This window comes from Enterobacter sp. JS8-1, from assembly GCF_049187015.1.
Lineage (GTDB): Bacteria > Pseudomonadota > Gammaproteobacteria > Enterobacterales > Enterobacteriaceae > Enterobacter > Enterobacter mori.
In genome coordinates this window covers 130,537-146,940 of sequence record NZ_CP185805.1, presented here as the reverse complement: position 1 = coordinate 146,940, position 16,404 = coordinate 130,537, and the positions used below count along the sequence as shown (strand labels likewise).

Annotated in this window: 15 protein-coding genes; 3 read left to right on the top strand and 12 right to left on the bottom strand. The window is 54.5% G+C overall.

The annotated features are described in order from the left end of the window. Nucleotide 1 precedes the first annotated feature (1 nt). From rffA to trxA, 8 genes are all read right to left on the bottom strand, one after another. On the bottom strand, nt 2–1,132 hold the full coding sequence (rffA, locus tag ACOQH0_RS00720; protein WP_042717731.1) for a dTDP-4-amino-4,6-dideoxygalactose transaminase: 1,131 nt from the start codon (nt 1,130–1,132) through the stop codon (nt 2–4). Nucleotides 1,133–1,136: 4 nt separating this feature from the next. After that, nucleotides 1,137–1,814, bottom strand: coding sequence for a dTDP-4-amino-4,6-dideoxy-D-galactose acyltransferase (gene rffC / locus ACOQH0_RS00715; RefSeq protein ID WP_421511345.1), 678 nt, complete (start codon nt 1,812–1,814; stop codon nt 1,137–1,139). Beyond that, nucleotides 1,811–3,073, bottom strand: a complete 1,263-nt coding sequence (gene wecC, locus ACOQH0_RS00710; protein WP_421511344.1) for a UDP-N-acetyl-D-mannosamine dehydrogenase — start codon at nt 3,071–3,073, stop codon at nt 1,811–1,813. Before wecC ends, rffC begins: the two co-directional genes overlap by 4 nt. Continuing rightward, nucleotides 3,070–4,200, bottom strand: a complete 1,131-nt coding sequence (gene wecB / locus ACOQH0_RS00705) for a non-hydrolyzing UDP-N-acetylglucosamine 2-epimerase (protein ID WP_421511343.1) — start codon at nt 4,198–4,200, stop codon at nt 3,070–3,072. The genes wecC and wecB overlap by 4 nt, the downstream gene beginning before the upstream one ends. 56 nt (nt 4,201–4,256) lie before the next feature. Further along, the gene (gene wzzE, locus ACOQH0_RS00700; protein ID WP_421512394.1) at nt 4,257–5,303 is read right to left on the bottom strand and encodes an ECA polysaccharide chain length modulation protein; all 1,047 of its coding nucleotides are present in this window, start codon (nt 5,301–5,303) and stop codon (nt 4,257–4,259) included. 12 nt (nt 5,304–5,315) lie between these two features. Then, nucleotides 5,316–6,419, bottom strand: coding sequence for a UDP-N-acetylglucosamine--undecaprenyl-phosphate N-acetylglucosaminephosphotransferase (wecA, locus tag ACOQH0_RS00695; RefSeq protein ID WP_348556647.1), 1,104 nt, complete (start codon nt 6,417–6,419; stop codon nt 5,316–5,318). A 240-nt stretch (nt 6,420–6,659) separates the two neighbouring features. Further along, nucleotides 6,660–7,919, bottom strand: coding sequence for a transcription termination factor Rho (gene rho / locus ACOQH0_RS00690; RefSeq protein WP_001054528.1), 1,260 nt, complete (start codon nt 7,917–7,919; stop codon nt 6,660–6,662). A 341-nt stretch (nt 7,920–8,260) separates the two neighbouring features. After that, nucleotides 8,261–8,590: a thioredoxin TrxA gene (gene trxA / locus ACOQH0_RS00685; protein WP_004386384.1), complete on the bottom strand. Its 330-nt coding sequence runs from the start codon at nt 8,588–8,590 to the stop codon at nt 8,261–8,263. A gap of 144 nt (nt 8,591–8,734) precedes the next feature. On the opposite strand from trxA, the gene rhlB reads away from it, so the two are divergent. Together rhlB and gppA are read left to right on the top strand one after the other, a co-directional pair. Beyond that, nucleotides 8,735–10,003 carry an ATP-dependent RNA helicase RhlB gene (gene rhlB, locus ACOQH0_RS00680; RefSeq protein WP_421511342.1) on the top strand — a complete coding sequence of 423 codons (1,269 nt, stop codon included), beginning with the start codon at nt 8,735–8,737 and terminating at the stop codon, nt 10,001–10,003. Between the two features lie 6 nt (nt 10,004–10,009). Next, on the top strand, nt 10,010–11,494 hold the full coding sequence (gene gppA / locus ACOQH0_RS00675; protein ID WP_182946174.1) for a guanosine-5'-triphosphate,3'-diphosphate diphosphatase: 1,485 nt from the start codon (nt 10,010–10,012) through the stop codon (nt 11,492–11,494). A gap of 51 nt (nt 11,495–11,545) precedes the next feature. Here gppA and rep read toward each other — a convergent pair whose 3' ends face one another. Then, nucleotides 11,546–13,570 (bottom strand): DNA helicase Rep, encoded by a 2,025-nt coding sequence (rep, locus tag ACOQH0_RS00670; RefSeq protein ID WP_010426362.1) that lies wholly within the window; start codon nt 13,568–13,570, stop codon nt 11,546–11,548. An 85-nt stretch (nt 13,571–13,655) separates the two neighbouring features. On the opposite strand from rep, the gene ppiC reads away from it, so the two are divergent. Further along, nucleotides 13,656–13,937, top strand: a complete 282-nt coding sequence (gene ppiC / locus ACOQH0_RS00665; protein ID WP_006812396.1) for a peptidylprolyl isomerase PpiC — start codon at nt 13,656–13,658, stop codon at nt 13,935–13,937. A gap of 55 nt (nt 13,938–13,992) precedes the next feature. Here ppiC and cysE read toward each other — a convergent pair whose 3' ends face one another. From cysE to secB, 3 genes are all read right to left on the bottom strand, one after another. Next, a complete protein-coding gene (gene cysE / locus ACOQH0_RS00660; protein WP_010426365.1) occupies nt 13,993–14,814 on the bottom strand; it encodes a serine O-acetyltransferase in 822 nt (273 codons plus the stop codon). A 74-nt stretch (nt 14,815–14,888) separates the two neighbouring features. Then, nucleotides 14,889–15,908, bottom strand: coding sequence for an NAD(P)H-dependent glycerol-3-phosphate dehydrogenase (gpsA, locus tag ACOQH0_RS00655; protein WP_010426366.1), 1,020 nt, complete (start codon nt 15,906–15,908; stop codon nt 14,889–14,891). Continuing rightward, nucleotides 15,908–16,375 (bottom strand): protein-export chaperone SecB, encoded by a 468-nt coding sequence (gene secB / locus ACOQH0_RS00650; RefSeq protein WP_003860835.1) that lies wholly within the window; start codon nt 16,373–16,375, stop codon nt 15,908–15,910. The genes gpsA and secB overlap by 1 nt, the downstream gene beginning before the upstream one ends. Nucleotides 16,376–16,404 lie beyond the last annotated feature (29 nt).

Below are 16,404 nucleotides of genomic sequence, written 5' to 3'. Positions count from 1 at the left end.
ATCAGCCGAAATAACTCAGAAGGGTATTGATCACCGTGCGTTGATTAACGGGTGCGAGGTTGTAGAACAGAGGCAGGCGGAGCAAACGCTCGCTCTCTTTGGTGGTGTAACGGTCTTCGCCCGCAAATACGCCAAACGCTTCTCCAGCCGGGCTGGAGTGCAGCGGGATGTAGTGGAATACCGCCAGAATTTCAGCCTCTTTCAGCCAGGCAATCAGGCTGCTGCGATCGTCGTTATCGCGCAGCTTGATGTAAAACATATGGGCGTTGTGGACGCAGTCTGCCGGGATCGTCGGCAGTTCAATACGCCCGGCTTTCGCCAGCGGCTCCAGCGCGTCGTAGTAGGTTTGCCACAGGGACAGGCGCTGCAGATTAATACGCTCCGCCGCCTCCAGCTGCGCCCAAAGATATGCGGCCTGCAGATCGGCCATCAGGTAGCTTGAGCCGATATCGCGCCAGGTGTACTTGTCGACCTGACCACGGAAGAACTGGCTGCGGTTGGTGCCTTTTTCGCGGATCACCTCGGCACGCTCCACCAGCGCGCGGTCGTTAATCAGCGTCGCCCCACCCTCACCGCCTGCGGTGTAGTTTTTGGTTTCGTGGAAGCTAAAGCAGCCGATGTGGCCGATCGTGCCCAGCGCGCGCCCTTTGTAAGTGGACATCACGCCCTGCGCGGCGTCTTCCACCACGAACAGGTTGTGCTTTTTGGCGATCGCCATAATCGTGTCCATTTCGCACGCCACGCCCGCATAATGAACCGGGACAATCGCGCGCGTTTTGTCGGTAATCGCCGCTTCAATCAGCGTTTCGTCGATGTTCATGGTATCCGGACGGATATCCACAAAGACAATTTTCGCCCCGCGCAGGACAAACGCGTTCGCCGTAGAGACAAAGGTATAACTCGGCATGATCACTTCATCGCCGGGCTGGATGTCCAGCAGCAGTGCGGCCATCTCCAGGGAGGCCGTACAGGATGGCGTCAGCAGCACTTTGGCGCTGTGAAAACGCTGCTCCATCCACTGCTGGCAGCGACGGGTAAAACCGCCGTCGCCGCAAAGTTTGCCGCTGCCCATGGCAGACTGCATATAGTCGAGTTCCGTTCCCACGACGGGTGGTGCGTTAAATGGAATCATCATGTCACCTGTATAACCAGTAAGCGGTGGCGTCGACGTTGGCCCCACTCGCAATATAACGTTTAAGCGCGGCGGTGTTGCCCATCTGGGTCGCCACCCGCAGCGTCGATAACTGTTCCTGCTCAGCCCAGTGCAGCGCGGCCTGCATGAGTTTCTTACCCATGCCGCGTCCGGCGAGTAAGCCGATACGCGCGTCCTGCGCATTTACCTTACGCAGGGAAACAAAGCCCTGAATCTGTCTATCCACCGCGCGGAAAACCAGACACACGTGGTCGAACGTGCCTTTTACCGCATTTTCAATCCACTGAGCATAAAAACGGCCGCTGTCTTCAGGCTTATACCAGGGAGCACGAAAGCGGCTTTGGGCAAAGGCCTGCGCCGCCATCTGGCGCAGCGCGGGAATGTCCTGCTCTGCTGCAATTTCTGCGCCTGCCGACGGGTGGCTGGAAACCGTTATGGAGAGATCAACCTCGCCTTCGACCAGCTGAAAACCATGTTGCTGCAGCGCATCCAGCAGATCGGCACGGCCCGCCGGGATCTTCGCCTGCACGCGCGGCCAGGCCGCGAAGTCGGACGCCTGCAAAGCAGGCGCATCGTCACGCAGACGAACAATCGCCGAAGGCCGGGCAAAAAAAGTGCTTTCCCACTCAAGGGATTCCAGCACGCCGTTGAGTTGACTCAACGCCACACGCCTTTGGTATCAACCACGTACTTCTGAGATACGGTCTTACCGGGGATCGCTTTGAACGCTTTGTGATCCACCAGCAGCACCAGCACATCCGCCGTCGCCAACGCATCGTTTAGCGCGGTCAGCGTACAATGGCCCGCCAGCTTCGCTGGCAGCTCATGGATATTCGGCTCAACCACAAGCGTCTCACCGCTGTGCCATCCTGCGATCATCTCAGCAATTTCCATCGCCGGGCTTTCGCGCAGATCGTCAATGTTCGGTTTAAAGGCCAAGCCAAAGCAGGCAATTTTCAGCTCGCTGGCGCGCTTGCCGCTTTCGGCCAGACAATCCGCCACCGTCGCTTTTACCTGATTGAGTACCCAGTGAGGTTTGCTGTCGTTGACTTCACGCGCGGTGCGGATCAGGCGTGCCTGATCGGGGTTTTGCGCCACGATAAACCAGGGATCGACGGCGATGCAGTGACCACCCACGCCCGGACCCGGCTGGAGAATGTTGACGCGTGGATGGCGATTCGCAAGGCTAATCAGCTCCCAGACGTTAATCCCCTGATCGGCACAAATCAGTGACAGTTCGTTCGCGAAGGCGATATTAACGTCGCGGAAGCTGTTTTCGGTCAGTTTGCACATCTCGGCGGTGCGGGAGTTGGTCACCACGCATTCGCCTTCAAGGAAAATCTTATACAACTCGCTGGCGCGCGCGGAACATACCGGCGTCATGCCGCCAATCACGCGGTCGTTTTTAATCAGCTCGACCATGACCTGACCCGGCAGCACACGCTCCGGACAGTAGGCAATATTGATATCGGCCTGCTCACCCACCTGCTGTGGGAAGGTTAAATCTGGACGGGCTTCTGCCAGCCACTGGGCCATCTGCTCGGTAGCGCCCACCGGAGACGTGGACTCGAGGATCACCAGCGCCCCTTTTTTCAACACAGGCGCGATAGATTTTGCTGCCGCCTCAACGTAAACCATGTCGGGCTCATGATCGCCTTTAAATGGCGTCGGAACCGCAATCAGAAAGGCATCGGCGTCGACCGGCGTGGTGCTGGCGCGCAGGAATCCCCCGTCGACGGCCTTTTTCACCACGAGGTCGAGATCGGGCTCCACAATATGAATTTCGCCACGGTTAATGGTGTCCACCGCGCGCGCATTGATGTCGACGCCTACAACCTGCTTTTGACGAGAGGCAAAGGCCGCCGCAGTAGGCAGTCCAATGTAGCCAAGACCCACGACAGAGATGGTAGTAAAACTCATAGCGTTACCCGATTGTGTTTAAGTGCATGCAAAATACGACCACAAGACTGCCCATCACCATACGGGTTATGGGCGCGGCTCATCGCCTGATACTCTTCTTCATCGTGCAGCAGGCGCGTCACCTCGTCGACGATGCGGCGCATATCCGTGCCCACCAGACGTACCGTGCCCGCTTTTACCGCTTCCGGGCGCTCGGTGGTTTCACGCATGACCAGCACCGGTTTGCCGAGAGACGGCGCTTCTTCCTGAATCCCGCCGGAATCGGTGAGGATCAGCCAGGCGTGATTCATCAGCCAGACGAATGGCATGTAGTCCTGCGGTTCGATCAGAAGGACATTATCCACATGACCCAGAATACGGTTCACCGGCTCGCTGACGTTAGGATTGAGGTGTACCGGATAGACAATCTGCACATCTTCATTCTGTGCGGCAATCTCAGCCAGCGCGTGGCAGATTTGCTCAAAGCCGCGACCAAAACTTTCGCGACGGTGGCCCGTCACCAGGATCGTTTTTTTGCCGTTGTTCAGGAAGGGATAGCGCGCAGCAAGTTCAGCCTGAAGCTCGGTGTTGGCCAGCACGCGGTCACGTACCCAAATCAGCGCATCAATCACCGTATTGCCCGTGACAAAGATTTTGTTGTCGGCAATATTTTCCCGCAGCAGGTTCTGACGCGCGTTTTCGGTTGGCGCAAAATGGTACATCGCCAGATGTCCGGTCAGCGTGCGGTTGGCCTCTTCCGGCCAGGGCGAGTAAAGGTTGCCTGTACGTAGGCCTGCTTCAATATGCCCAACGGGAATACGCTGATAGAACGCGGCAAGGCTGGTCGCCACGGTGGTTGTGGTGTCACCATGCACCAACACCACATCAGGTTTGAAGGATTCCAGAATAGGCTTTAACTCTTGCAAAATACGGCAGGTAATCTCCGTTAACCCCTGTCCCGGCTTCATAATGTTGAGATCGTAATCCGGGACGATAGAAAAGAGAGTTAAGACCTGATCGAGCATCTCACGGTGCTGGGCAGTCACGCAGACTTTCGCGTCAATATCAGGATCTCTGGCCAGCGCATGAACCAGAGGCGCCATCTTGATGGCCTCCGGCCTGGTGCCAAATACGGTTAGTACTTTCACATCGATTCTCTTCGATTAGGCGATGAAGGCCGTAGCCTTCATCGTAGATGGCGTTCTTAATTTGTGCGACGACGCATTAGCGCTACGCCCGCGCCAGTCAGTGCGCCCACAATCCCCCACATGATCATCAGGAATGCACGCCGTGGGCTATCGCGTTTTACAGGTTCTTCAGGCGTTCTCAAATAACGATACGTCTGAAAACGCGGTTCCAGCGTTGGGCCAACGTTCAGGGTGTTAAGCATGGCGCGGTTTTGGTCGTAATCGAGGTCAAAATCAGGGCCAACGGCCTGGAGATTTTCCAGTCGCGCCTGGAGCATTGGACGACCTAGCAGGAACATTTCAGAGTCAGGTAGTTCATCAGCAGGGACATCCGTTTCGCTGCGAGAGATATTGTGCTGCTCCGCAATTTTAAGCGCCTGCTCAATATTGTGGACACGGCGGGCAAAAATGGCTTTCGCCACCTCTTCCTGACGTTTCACCTGCGCCTTCATCTGAATCGTTCGCGCAGCCCAGGCGCCTTTCAGCTCATCATTGAGATGGCTGGCGGCACGCTGGCTGGCAAAGGCCACATACTGACGTAGCAGGTTGTTCGCATCCGGCGCCGTTTCGGCAATCAGCTTCACGCTGTCGCTGACATTGCGCAGGGCATCGCCCGGCATAAACTGTATATTGTTAATCAGATCATCCAGCAGCGCGGCATCCGCTTTGGTGTTATCCACCCGACGCTGCTTGAAGTAATCGGTCTGCGACCAGAAATCGCGACGCGTATCCCATGAGGCGAGCTGCATCACGAACTCTTTGTAGGCCTCATCCATAACGGAAACCTGATCCGGCGTCGCGAGATTCGCCTTGATATCCAGGTTACGCAGGAACTGCTGCTGGGAATAGAAGCCGCCAAGCATGTTAACCGTTGGTTTGTCGGTAATCGCCGTGGTGCTCCACTCTTGTTTTGCAAAGAATGTATAGGCCAGCGCAATGAGCGCAAAACCTATCGCAACGCCAGCAATCCATAGTTTCCCTGCCCATAAAACACGAAACAGACCACGAATATCCAACGCATTCTCATTCATTTCTGATTTTTCTCCCGCCAACGGTTGAGTCATCATCATCCCATTTTATTTCGTTAAGGTTGGATTATTATCACTATTTCGACGCATCTTGCGTTTGATACGCTTAATGAAACGAGCTACCTTCCAGGCCCGTTTAATGCAGTAGCCATACAATAAAAACGCAAGCAAAAACAGTACCAACATTACCCATTCAGGAATAAAGTGGGCATATTCCGCTACAACCCCTATCCCCGCAAGGATAGCGGCAGCCAATGTAATCAGCACAAAAGCCTGACGGGAAGTGAATCCCGCCCGCATGATAAGATGATGAATATGTTGACGGTCGGCTGTAAAAGGACTCATTCCTTTACGCAGACGACGATACATAATCGCCACCATGTCCATCAACGGGATGGCGATAATCCATAGTGCAGTAACCGGGCTTATAGGGTGGGTTTTACCCTGCGTGGTTTCCAGCAAAATCCAAATAATTGTAAAACCGATCAATGTGCTACCCGCATCGCCCATAAAAACTTTATAGCGACGACCCAGCGCGCCAAGATTCAAGAGGATGTAAGGTAGAATGGCCGCAATCATGGCGAAGCACCACATTGCCAGGCTGTACTGACCATCAAACCACAGGATGATGCCAATAGCAGCAAATGAAACACAAGACAGCCCCCCCAGTAAACCATCGATCCCATCGACCATATTGAAGGCATTGATTGCGACCCATACGGCAAAGAGTGTGAGGAAGTAACCAAATGGGCCGAGCACCATCTCCCAGGCCCCAAAAATATAGCCAAGACTGCTCAAGTGAAGTTTTGCCACAACCATCATGGCAATACCAACAGCAGCCTGTACAAAGGCGCGAATTTTTACACTGATATCGTAGCGATCGTCCAGTGCACCAACAACAACCAGAACCGCCGCACATGTCAGGTACAACCGGGCATGAGGAATATAGTAATCAGCGATAGCGAAAGTGAAGCAGATACCTGCAAATACGGAGATGCCACCCACCAATGGGATCATACCCTGATGGCGTTTACGGAAGTTGGGTTTATCCACTAATCCCAGATATTTTGCTACCTTGCGCGCAAAAAACAGAAAGCAAGTAGTAAATAAAAAAATACTGGTTAGTTCAGCAAACGTATCGAATAGGTTCACAATGGATGTTCTCAACAAATGTCAGTCAAAGAAGTATAACCATGATGGCATCAAGCCAGAAGGCATAAAGCAAACCTCTTGCGACCCATTTGTTTATTATTCAAGCTATTAATATTTTTACTGTACGAATTATCTTATTGTCGCACTGACCGGTCAAAATTGGGAGTCTGTGGTAATAGCGTATAGTCCATAAATGAAAAACGCCACGTAAAAACGTGGCGTTCACTGGGATAATTTACGTTACGAGCGTTTCATCATGTCGAAGAAATCGTCGTTGGTTTTGGTCATCGCCAGTTTGTTGATGAGGAACTCCATTGCGTCGATTTCACCCATTGGATGGATGATTTTGCGCAGGATCCACATTTTCTGCAGCTCTTCCTGAGTGGTGAGCAGCTCTTCCTTACGGGTACCGGAACGGTTGTAGTCGATAGCCGGGAAGACGCGTTTTTCAGCGATCTTACGAGAGAGGTGCAGTTCCATGTTGCCTGTACCTTTAAACTCTTCGTAGATAACTTCGTCCATTTTGGAGCCGGTATCAATCAGCGCGGTCGCAATGATGGTCAGGCTGCCGCCCTCTTCCACGTTACGTGCCGCACCGAAGAAGCGCTTCGGACGATGCAGGGCGTTGGCATCCACACCACCGGTCAATACTTTACCGGAAGCTGGCACCACGGTGTTGTACGCACGCGCCAGACGGGTGATGGAGTCGAGCAGGATGATCACGTCTTTCTTGTGCTCAACCAGGCGTTTCGCCTTCTCGATAACCATTTCTGCAACCTGAACGTGGCGAGATGCTGGCTCGTCGAAGGTAGAAGCAACCACTTCACCTTTAACCAGACGCTGCATCTCGGTCACTTCTTCCGGACGTTCGTCAATCAGCAGTACCATCAGCACGCAGTCTGGGTGGTTGTAGGCAATGCTCTGCGCGATGTTCTGCAGCAGCATGGTTTTACCCGCTTTTGGCGGTGCCACAATCAGGCCACGCTGACCACGACCAATAGGTGATGCCAGATCCAGAACGCGAGCGGTTAAGTCTTCGGTCGAACCGTTACCACGCTCCATGCGCAGGCGAGAGTTCGCGTGCAGCGGCGTTAAGTTCTCAAAGAGGATCTTATTGCGCGAGTTTTCCGGTTTGTCGTAGTTAACTTCGTTAACTTTCAACAACGCAAAGTAGCGTTCACCCTCTTTTGGAGGACGAATCTTACCTGAAATGGTGTCACCAGTGCGGAGGTTGAAACGGCGGATTTGGCTAGGGGATACGTAGATGTCGTCAGGGCCGGCGAGGTAGGAGCTGTCTGCAGAGCGGAGGAAACCAAATCCGTCTTGCAATATCTCCAGCACACCGTCGCCAAAGATATCTTCGCCACTCTTAGCGTGCTGCTTCAGGATGGCGAAAATGATGTCCTGCTTGCGCATACGAGCCTGGTTTTCCAGCCCCATATTTTCGCCGAGAGTGATCAGCTCAGAAACCGGCGTATTCTTTAATTCGGTAAGATTCATAATGGTGTGGGTTCTTAAACTCGGGGTGATTCTCGAACTTAATGTTGTGAATGGTATGGCAGGGTCATCCATGCCTGTTTAGCGGCCATCAACTCATGTCTGTTCGCTGTCTGGTCACAGGGAAAGAACGCAGAACTGAAACGACAAGACGGATTGAGTGACAAGCCCGGAATCTAGCAACTTCACGCACTGTTCATGTTAACAACGGGAAGTATCGGGTAAAACAAGATTCAAACAACAAGATATGTTTAAAACGAAGTCATAGCTAACTTAGCACGACTAAAGCCGGGCGTCCAGAGATCCACACAATTTAGGCGCTCAGGACGCTCAGCCGAGAAACCTTACGCCAGATTAGCGTCGAGGAACTCTTTCAGTTGACCTTTGGACAGTGCGCCCACTTTGGTCGCTGCCACTTCACCGTTTTTGAACAGCAGCAGGGTCGGGATGCCACGGATACCGTATTTTGGCGCGGTGCCCGGGTTCTGGTCGATGTTCAGCTTGGCAACGGTCAGTTTGCCCTGATATTCGTCAGCGATTTCATCCAGAATCGGGGCGATCATTTTGCAAGGACCACACCATTCAGCCCAGAAATCGACGAGGGTTAGCCCGTCAGCCTTAAGCACGTCCGTGTCAAAACTGTCGTCAGTCAGGTGAATAATTTTATCGCTCATATATAACTCCACAGGAATAAGCCTGGTACGTTGGTTTTGTCTCCACCAACGACGTGTTGATGTCGCATTAACCAACTAAAGGTTGACTTTATTTCACCGGATACGCTTTCGTAAAGCAATAGTAAGCTGATATTCTACCACACTATGAGCAAAACACATTTAACAGAACAGAAGTTTTCCGACTTCGCCCTGCACCCAAAAGTGATTGAAGCCCTTGAAAATAAAGGGTTTCATAACTGCACGCCCATTCAGGCTCTCGCCCTGCCGCTTACGCTGGCCGGTCGCGATGTTGCAGGGCAGGCGCAAACCGGTACTGGCAAAACGATGGCGTTCTTAACGTCAGCGTTTCATTATTTACTGTCTCATCCAGCGATTGCAGACCGCAAAGTTAACCAGCCGCGCGCGCTTATTATGGCCCCGACGCGAGAACTGGCGGTACAGATCCACGCAGACGCTGAACCCCTGGCGCAGGCTACTGGCCTGAAGCTTGGCCTGGCCTATGGCGGCGACGGCTACGATAAGCAGCTGAAAGTGCTGGAAAGCGGTGTGGATATCCTGATCGGTACCACTGGCCGTCTTATCGACTACGCCAAACAGAACCATATCAACCTCGGTGCCATCCAGGTTGTCGTGCTGGATGAAGCCGACCGTATGTACGATCTGGGCTTCATTAAAGACATCCGCTGGCTGTTCCGCCGCATGCCTGCTGCGAATCAGCGTCTGAACATGCTGTTCTCTGCAACCCTTTCTTACCGCGTTCGCGAACTGGCGTTCGAACAAATGAACAACGCCGAGTATGTGGAAGTGGAGCCAGAGCAGAAAACAGGTCACCGCATTAAAGAAGAGCTCTTCTATCCTTCGAATGAAGAGAAAATGCGTCTGCTGCAAACGCTGATCGAAGAAGAATGGCCCGATCGCGCCATCATCTTTGCGAACACCAAACACCGCTGTGAAGATATCTGGGGCCATCTGGCTGCAGACGGTCACCGTGTTGGTCTGCTGACCGGCGACGTTGCACAGAAAAAACGCCTGCGTATTCTTGAAGAATTTACCCGTGGCGATCTCGATATTCTGGTCGCAACCGACGTTGCCGCTCGTGGTCTGCACATCCCAGCCGTAACGCACGTTTTTAACTATGATCTGCCAGATGACTGTGAAGACTATGTACACCGTATCGGTCGTACCGGTCGTGCGGGCGCAAGCGGTCACTCTATTAGCCTTGCGTGTGAAGAGTATGCGCTGAATCTTCCAGCCATTGAGACCTACATCGGTCACTCTATTCCGCAGAGCAAATACAACCCGGAAGCGCTGTTAAGCGAACTGCCGCCGCCGAAGCGTCTTACTCGCCCACGCTCCGGCAATGGTCCGCGTCGTTCTGGTGGCGCACCGCGTAATCGTCGTCGTTCAGGTTAAGAAATTATGCTCAGTTCCACCTCGCTATATGCGGCAATTGATCTCGGTTCGAATAGTTTTCATATGCTGGTTGTGCGCGAGGTGGCGGGAAGCATACAGACGCTGACGCGCATTAAGCGCAAGGTCCGCCTGGCGGCGGGCCTGAGCAGCGACAATCACCTCTCCCCCGAAGCCATGGAACGTGGCTGGCAGTGTCTGCGCCTCTTTGCTGAGCGCCTGCAGGACATACCCCATACCCAAATCCGCGTTGTCGCTACCGCGACGCTTCGCCTGGCGGTTAATGCCGTGGATTTTATTGCCAAAGCGCAGGAAATTCTCGGTTGCCCGGTGCAGGTCATTAGCGGTGAAGAAGAAGCGCGTCTGATCTATCAAGGCGTGGCGCACACCACCGGGGGTGACGATCGCCGTCTGGTGGTGGATATTGGCGGAGCGAGCACTGAACTGGTCACCGGCACGGGCGCCCAGGCGACGTCGCTGTTCAGCCTGTCGATGGGCTGCGTGACCTGGCTTGAGCGCTACTTTACCGACCGCAATCTCGCGCAAGAGAACTTCGACGAGGCTGAAAATGCCGCGCGCGAGGTGCTGCGTCCGGTCATGGACGAATTGCGCTACCACGGCTGGAAAGTGTGTGTTGGCGCGTCCGGAACCGTACAGGCGTTGCAGGAAATCATGATGGCGCAGGGGATGGACGAGCGGATCACGCTTGCCAAACTCCAGCAACTGAAGCAACGCGCTATTCAGTGTGGTCGGCTGGAAGAGCTGGAAATTGAAGGCCTGACGCTTGAGCGTGCATTGGTTTTTCCAAGCGGTCTGGCCATTCTGATCGCCATTTTCACCGAACTGAACATCCAGTGCATGACCCTGGCAGGCGGCGCGCTGCGTGAAGGTCTGGTCTACGGAATGCTGCATCTGTCGGTTGATCTGGACATCCGCAGCCGTACGCTGCGTAACGTTCAGCGCCGCTTCATTGTGGATACCGAGCAGGCGCAACGGGTGGGACAGCTGGCGTCGCTCTTTGCGGACCAGGTCAAACAGCGTTGGGATATTGAACCATTAAGTCGCGATTTGCTGCTAAGTGCCTGTGCACTGCATGAAATTGGCCTGAGCGTTGAGTACAAGCAAGCGCCGCTGCATGCCGCCTGGCTGGTGCGTAATCTTGATTTGCCGGGCTATACCCCTGCGCAGAAAAAATTGCTCGCTACCCTGCTGCTAAACCAGACCAATGCCGTGGACCTCTCTTCACTCCACCAGCAAAACGCGGTGCCGCCGCGCGTGGCCGAGCATCTGTGCCGTTTACTTCGTCTGGCGATTTTGTTTGCCAGCCGTCGCCGTGACGATCTCCTCCCGGCAATTACGCTGGTGGCAGACGATGAAAAGCTCACGCTGACGCTACCGGAAAATTGGTTGGATAATCACCCACTTGGGGCAGAGCTGATCGAGCAAGAGTGCCAGTGGCAGAGCTACGTGCACTGGGCGCTTGAGATAAAGTAAGTCGCTGAACCATGCCGGGTGGCGGCTTCGCCTTACCCGGCCTACTCACCATTATCCCTTCTCTTTGGCTTTTGCCAGCATGGCGCGAATATTCGCCACGTTAGCCTGTCCCTTGTGCATGCGCTCTTCCGCGGTAATGACTTTGCGTTCCTGCTCCCAGATGAGGTCGTCCTGAGGTAGCTCCAGCAGGAAACGGCTCGGCTCAGGGCGCACCAGTTCACCGTACTGTCTGCGCTCTTTACACAGGGTAAAAATCAGCTCTTTCTGCGCGCGGGTGATCCCCACGTAGGCCAGTCGACGCTCTTCATCGACGTTATCTTCATCAATGCTGCTCTGATGCGGCAGTAAGCCCTCTTCCATACCGACCAGATAGACATAGGGGAATTCCAGTCCTTTGGACGCATGCAGGGTCATCAACTGCACCTGGTCGGCCTCTTCCTCACTCTCACCGCGCTCCATCATATCGCGCAGCGTAAAGCGGGTGACTACCTGGGTCAGCGTCATCGGCTCGTCAATGTCCGAGCCTTCCAGCATTTCAGTCATCCAGCTAAAGAGCTGGTTGACGTTTTTCATCCGCATCTCGGCCGCTTTCGGGCTGGCAGAGGTTTCGTACAGCCAGGATTCGTAGTCGATACCGTGGATCAGGTCGCGCACAGCAGCCACGGGCTCACGCTCTGCCAGCCGCTGTACTTCACCAAGCCAGTGGGTAAAGCGGGTTAAGTTGTCATATCCGCGTCCCGTCAGCGTCTGGCTTAGCCCCATATCAAAGCTGGCGGTAAACAGGCTTTTATTGCGGGTCATCGCCCACTCGCCCAGCTTTTGCAACGTTGCCGGGCCGATCTCGCGTTTCGGCGTATTCACAATGCGCAGGAAGGCACTGTCATCATCCGGGTTGGTCAGCACGCGCAGATAGGCCAGCAGATCTTTGATTTCCGGGCGCGAGAAGAATGAGGTTCCACCCGAAATTTTGTAAGGAATACGGTTCTGCATCAGCATCTTTTCAAACACGCGCGACTGGTGATTACCGCGATAAAGGATTGCGTAATCCTTGTACTCCGTTTTATTCACAAAGTGATGGGCAATCAGCTCACCGGTGACGCGTTCGGCTTCGTGTTCTTCATTGTTGGCGCTGAGCACTTTCAGCTCTGTACCGTAGCCCAGCTCGGAGAAAAGACGCTTCTCAAACACGTGTGGGTTATTGGCGATCAGGATATTCGCCGCTTTCAGGATGCGACCGGACGAACGGTAGTTCTGCTCCAGCTTAATCACCTGCAACGCCGGGAAATCTTTGCTCAGCAGCACCAGGTTTTGCGGACGCGCGCCGCGCCAGGAGTAGATCGACTGGTCGTCGTCACCTACCACGGTGAAACGCGCACGTTGCCCTACCAGCAATTTCACCAGCTCGTACTGGCTGGTGTTGGTGTCCTGATATTCATCCACCAGCAGGTAGCGGATCTTGTTCTGCCAGCGCTCGCGCACCTCTTCATTACGCTGCAATAGCAACGTCGGCAGCAGGATCAGGTCGTCGAAATCCAGCACGTTACACGCTTTCATGTGCGCGTCGTACAGACCATAGCAGTGAGCGAAGATACGATCCCGTTCCCCTTTCGCGCTGGCTGCCGCCTGGGCTGGCGTCATCAGATCGTTTTTCCAGTTGGAGATCGTCGAGATCAGCTGTTGCAGCAGGACTTTGTCATCTTCAATCAGCCCTTCCGTCAGCTCTTTAAGCAGCGCCACCTGGTCAGTATCATCGAAAAGCGAGAAGTTGGACTTCATCCCCAGCGCCGCGTATTCGCGTTTAATAATATCCAGCCCCAGCGTGTGGAAGGTGGAGATCATCAGACCGCGCGCCTCTTTACGGCCCAGCGTCTGCCCCACACGCTCTTTCATCTCGCGCGCGGCTTTGTTGGTAAACGTTACCGCCGCAATATGGCGTGCCTGATAGCCGCACTCGCGGATCAGGTGGGCGATTTTATTGGTGATGACTCGCGTTTTGCCCGATCCCGCACCCGCCAGCACCAGGCAGGGTCCGGTGACGAATTCGACGGCTTGTTGTTGTCCGGGGTTTAAACGCATAAAAGATCACTCAATGAAAGTCGGGAGAGGAGGAAAAACGCGTGGTAGTATACCGAGCGTAAACTAGTCGACTCAAGGCACGATCATGGCAAAAACAGCAGCAGCACTGCATATCCTTGTTAAAGAAGAGAAACTGGCACAGGATCTTCTGGAACAGATTAAAAACGGCGCCGACTTCGGCAAGCTGGCGAAGAAGCACTCTATCTGTCCGTCAGGTAAACGTGGCGGTGACCTGGGTGAATTCCGCCAGGGCCAGATGGTTCCGGCATTCGATAAAGTGGTCTTCTCTTGCCCGGTACTGGAGCCAACCGGTCCCCTGCACACGCAGTTCGGATACCACATTATCAAAGTGTTATACCGCAACTAACAAAAAGCCCGGTGAGTCAATGCACCGGGCTTTTTTGTCAATGGTTGCCGACAGGCTAAATGCCGTCGCCATACTCGAACGTATGATGAATACCGTTGAAGTGCTGATCCATATCCATCGACGGTTTATCGCTATCCGGTTTACCGACAATGCGCGCCGGTACGCCAGCAGCGGTGGTGTGCGGCGGTACAGGCTGCAGCACAACTGAGCCCGCCCCTATTTTGGCCCCACGTCCCACTTCGATATTACCGAGGATCTTCGCTCCCGCGCCAATCATCACCCCTTCACGGATCTTCGGATGGCGATCGCCGCTGGTTTTACCGGTACCTCCCAGGGTAACCGACTGCAGGATAGAGACATCATCTTCAATCACCGCCGTTTCGCCGACAACAATGCCAGTAGCGTGGTCGAGCATGATGCCACGACCAATTTTCGCCGCAGGGTGAATGTCCACCTGGAAGGTCACAGAAACTTGATTTTGCAGGAAGATAGCCAGCGCGCGGCGGCCTTCATTCCATAACCAGTGGCCGATGCGATAAGCCTGAAGCGCGTGGAAGCCCTTCAGATACAGCAGCGGCGTGGAGTATTTATCGACCGCCGGGTCACGCGTGCGCACGGCCTGGATATCACAGGCAGCAGAGGCGATCATCTCCGGGTCAGCAGCATATGCCTCTTCCACCACTTCACGAATAGCGATAGCAGGCATGATGGAGGAAGCCAGTTTATTGGCGAGCATATAGCTCAGGGCGCTGCCGAGGTCTTCGTGCTTGAGTAGCGTCGCGTGGTAGAAACTGGCCAGCATAGGCTCGCAGTCGGCCAAAGCCCGGGCTTCGGCTTTAATATTGTTCCAGACGATATCCAGTTCTTCACACGGCATTGCTTACTCCAGACGATAGTTAATGACCAGCCAGTTCTGCGCTGGCTGGGTCATTCAGGTGACAACGGTTCCGACTAGTTACTGCTGCGCTCGTCCTTGCGCGCACGACCTAATAAGGTCAATGCTGCCTCGCGCGCATTTTTTCCGCAATACAATACCTGATAAATTTCCTCGGTTATTGGCATTTCGACACCGAAACGGTGCGCCAACTCGCGGACTTCTTTTGTATTGCGGTAGCCTTCAACCACCTGACCAATCTTCTCCTGCGCGCTTTTTACATCGCTGCCCTGACCGAGCATCATGCCGAAGCGACGGTTACGAGACTGGTTATCGGTACAGGTCAACACCAGGTCACCCAGGCCCGCCATGCCCATAAAGGTGGCGGGATCGGCACCCAGCGCTGCGCCCAGGCGCGACATCTCGGTCAGACCTCGGGTGATCAGCGCTGTACGTGCGTTCGCACCAAAACCGATACCGTCGGACATCCCGGCACCGATGGCAATCACGTTCTTCACCGCGCCGCCCAGCTGTACACCGATGAAATCGGGGTTACTGTAGACGCGGAAGCTCTTGCCGCAGTGCAGCAGCTGCTGGAGATCGTCAGAGAAGGCCTGGTCAGTGGATGCCAGTGAAATCGCTGTCGGCAGGCCAGCAGCAAGCTCTTTGGCAAACGTCGGTCCGGAAATCACCGCAAGCGGGATATCATCGCCCAGCGCTTCGCGGGCTACGTCCTGCAACAGGCGTCCGGTTTCCGCTTCCAGCCCTTTTGTCGCCCAGACAATGCGTGCATCCGGGCGCATCAGCGGCTTGATCTGACGCAGTACTTCGCCAAACACATGGCTCGGCACCACAATCAGAATGTTGCGGCTGGCCGCCAGCGCGGTCGCGAGGTCGCTTTCCAGGTGCAGGGAGTCAGGGAACGGAACGTCCGGGAGAAACGCCACGTTGCAGCGGTCGCGTTGCAACGTCGCGATATGTTTGGGATCGTGGCCCCACAGGACCACGTCGTGACCATTTCTTGCCAGCGTGATGGCAAGAGCGGTGCCGTAAGAGCCGGCACCGATCACAATCATTGACGCATTAACAGTGCTCATCAGGCATCCTGATGTTGTTCGGCACCTTCGCCAGCCTGCTGCTGCAGATAGTTCATGAACAGCGCATCAAAGTTAACTGGCGCAAGGTTCAGTTGCGGGAATGTACCGCGAGAGACCAGGCTGGTGATGCATTCGCGAGCATACGGGAACAGGATGTTCGGGCAGTATGCACCCAGGCAATGTGCCATCTGGTTGCCTTCGATACCGCCAATGGAGAAGATGCCGCCCTGCTGTACTTCACACAGGAACGCCGTTTCTTCGCCCAGAGATGCGGTTACGGTCACACGCAGTACAACTTCATACACATCATCCGCCAGTTGGGTGGATGCGGTATCAAGATCAAGTTTAACCTCTGGCTGCCAATCTTTCTGGAAAACGTGTGGCGCATTTGGCGCTTCGAAAGAGACATCTTTGGTGTAGATGCGCTGGATCTGGAAAGTCATTTCAGTGTTGTTTTGTTCTGACATGGAAAAACCCTTTTTAATTGTCCTAAAGT